Source organism: Arsenicibacter rosenii (assembly GCF_001870735.1).
Taxonomy (GTDB): Bacteria; Bacteroidota; Bacteroidia; order Cytophagales; family Spirosomataceae; genus Arsenicibacter; species Arsenicibacter rosenii.
On sequence record NZ_MORL01000098.1, the window covers coordinates 1 to 2,515 of the forward strand.

Annotated in this window: 2 protein-coding genes and 1 pseudogene; 1 reads left to right on the forward strand and 2 read right to left on the reverse strand. The window is 47.2% G+C overall.

What is annotated here, in order from left to right; all coding sequences use genetic code 11:
• Both BLX24_RS29970 and BLX24_RS29975 read right to left on the reverse strand, forming a co-directional pair.
• Window positions 1-208 (reverse strand): annotated as a pseudogene (locus BLX24_RS29970) (hypothetical protein); the annotation flags it as partial.
• Between the two features lie 9 nt (window positions 209-217).
• On the reverse strand, window positions 218-1,171 hold the full coding sequence (locus BLX24_RS29975; RefSeq protein ID WP_071506868.1) for an AAA family ATPase: 954 nt from the start codon (window positions 1,169-1,171) through the stop codon (window positions 218-220).
• A 413-nt stretch (window positions 1,172-1,584) separates the two neighbouring features.
• Between BLX24_RS29975 and BLX24_RS29980 the strand changes: the two genes are divergently transcribed.
• Window positions 1,585-2,515 (forward strand): DUF1549 domain-containing protein (locus BLX24_RS29980; RefSeq protein WP_143092901.1); only part of this gene is annotated, 931 nt, incomplete at its 3' end.

The window sequence follows — 2,515 nt, forward strand, 5'->3', positions numbered from 1 at the left end:
CCCAGAGTATGAGCGCATCCCGGCAGCCGTTTGCTACAATATTCAGTTCAAGCTGTCTGATTTCCTCAGCAGCCGGTGCCGGTATCCAGTTCCGTAACTCCTCCAGAACAATGATATGCTGTTTTATATTTTCAACGCTGCTGTAGGCATTACTCAGCGTGGTCTTCACATTTTTGCTGATTGCCGACTGTAAATTGAACTTTGCCATGTACCCGGTTTAGTTGACTACTTGTAAATATTCAATGTATTCATTGCAGAAATCCGCGTAGTTTTTTGCCGCCTCAGACTGCTCGGCAAATGTGCTGATCGGCATTTGCATGATCTGAGACTTCTGAAAGTCGACTAAATGCTTGATCTGCGTTTTAAACACCTGACAGGGAACAGATTGCCGCACACTTTCCTTAATGCCATCATGAACCGAGTTTTTCTTCACCATCGTAAAAACAATGCCATCGATAACCAACTCCGAATTCAGATTTTCCTTGACTTCCATGAACCGCTTCAAAAGAGAATCGACCCCTTTAACCGCTGAAATCTCCGGTAGTAACGTAATCAGACATCCGTTTGCCGCATTCATGGCTGATGTGGTCAGTTTACCTAATGAAGGCGGACAATCGATCAAAACATAATCAAAATCGGGAAGCACGGGTTTTAGCTTATTCTTCAGGCGCAGGTCCCCGCCTACTTTCAGGATAAGCTGCACTTCCGTATCTGCCAGTTCAATGTCTGACGGGGACAGACTCAGGTTTTCAGATATAGGAATGACTGGCAGGGGCGAATCATTCAACAAGGCATGAGCTACCTGATCTTCCGGACTCTCAACCCCCAGTATCTGGCTAAGATTCCCCTGAGGGTCCAGATCAATCAATAACACCTTAAATCCGCGGTTGGCCAACGCTGAGCCCAGCGATGAGGTTGTAGTTGTTTTACCTACCCCGCCTTTATGGTTAATGACGGCAATAACACGCGCTTTCGTGTAGAGCCCTTCCAGATACCCGTATTTGTTTAAGATGGGCTCCAGTTTAGTCAGGTGATTTGCATTCAATGTCCGGGTACCTGCCAATGCCTGTGCAATAGTGCCCTTCGGTAATCCCGCTTCCTTTTCCAGTACAGAAACCGTAAGTGCCGGATTGTGTTTCAGGAATAATAGTACGTTATGTTGCGTCAACATAAAGAGGTTTATTGAAAAGTCATTACAAATAGCAACAAATACTCAAATCCTGCAATAATATTATTACAAAAAGAGATAAACCGGATGGCACAACAGACAATATATCCGGATATGGGCTTATATCTTTTCCTACACTCTATACTTCATCACGATACGCTGACTCTGAACAGGAATAGCTGAACACCCGCCTTTGATCTTCACATGAAAGTAAGTGCAAAGCAGAATATTCACTATATTTCAGGTAACATTACGGCTATTTGATCCATACATATCAGGTTTGAACAGCCTGAGTGTCTGAGAAAGTAACAAACTATTGATCTGAAAATAGTGTGAAACAGCTTCTTCGTTTACCATGCCTTCGGGTGCATCACTGGTTGTTGTTGCTGACAACCATCCTCTGCTTACCGGTCTGTATGACGGCCTGCTTTCTTACGGATACACAGCATAGCGATACGGTGGGTATGGCAATACCCGATGAGGTCGACTATAATTTTCATATCCGGCCCATTCTGTCTGATAACTGTTTTCAATGTCATGGCCCCGATGCCAACAAGCGCGAAGCAAACCTCCGGCTCGATACCGAAGCGGATGCCTATGCGGCGCTGAAGGACAATCCGAACGCCCATGCCCTGGTACCGGGTAACCTGCAACAGTCGGATGTATGGCTGCGCATTACCACAAAAGATACGGCCGATNACCTGAAGCTGACGGCCCATCAGATTGCGCTGATTGAAAAGTGGATCAGACAGGGAGCAAGATACAAACCCCACTGGGCCTTTATCCCACCACGACGGCCAACGCTTCCTGACGTGAATGATTCGGATTGGCCCCGCAACGAAATCGATTATTTCACGCTGGCAAAACTGGAAGAAAACGGGTTGACACCAAATGAAGAAGCAGACAGGGAACGTTTGCTGAAACGGGTCTCGCTCGACCTGACCGGTCTGCCCCCCGCCCTTGAACTGCAAAAACGATTTGCAGCGGATCAATCAGAGAATGCTTACGAAAAGGTCGTTGATGAGCTCCTCAAAAGCCCGCACTATGGCGAAAAAATGGCCATCAACTGGCTCGATGTCGCCCGGTATGCGGATTCTCACGGGTTTCAGGACGACGGCCTGCGTACAATGTGGCCATGGCGCGACTGGGTGATTCATGCCTTTAACCAGAATTACGGCTACGATAAATTTCTGACCTGGCAGCTGGCCGGCGATTTACTCAAAGGTCCCGGTAAGCAGGCCCCTGATAAGGAAATGATGCTGGCGACGGGTTTTAACCGGAATCATAAGATCACTCAGGAGGGTGGGGTAATTGATGAAGAATACCGGATTCAGTACGTGACCGATC

Bases quoted from the DNA above. Each gene is read 5' to 3' on its own strand.
- BLX24_RS29975 (WP_071506868.1), bottom strand. From the start codon at position 1,171: ATGTTGACGCAACATAACGTACTATTATTCCTGAAACACAATCCGGCA.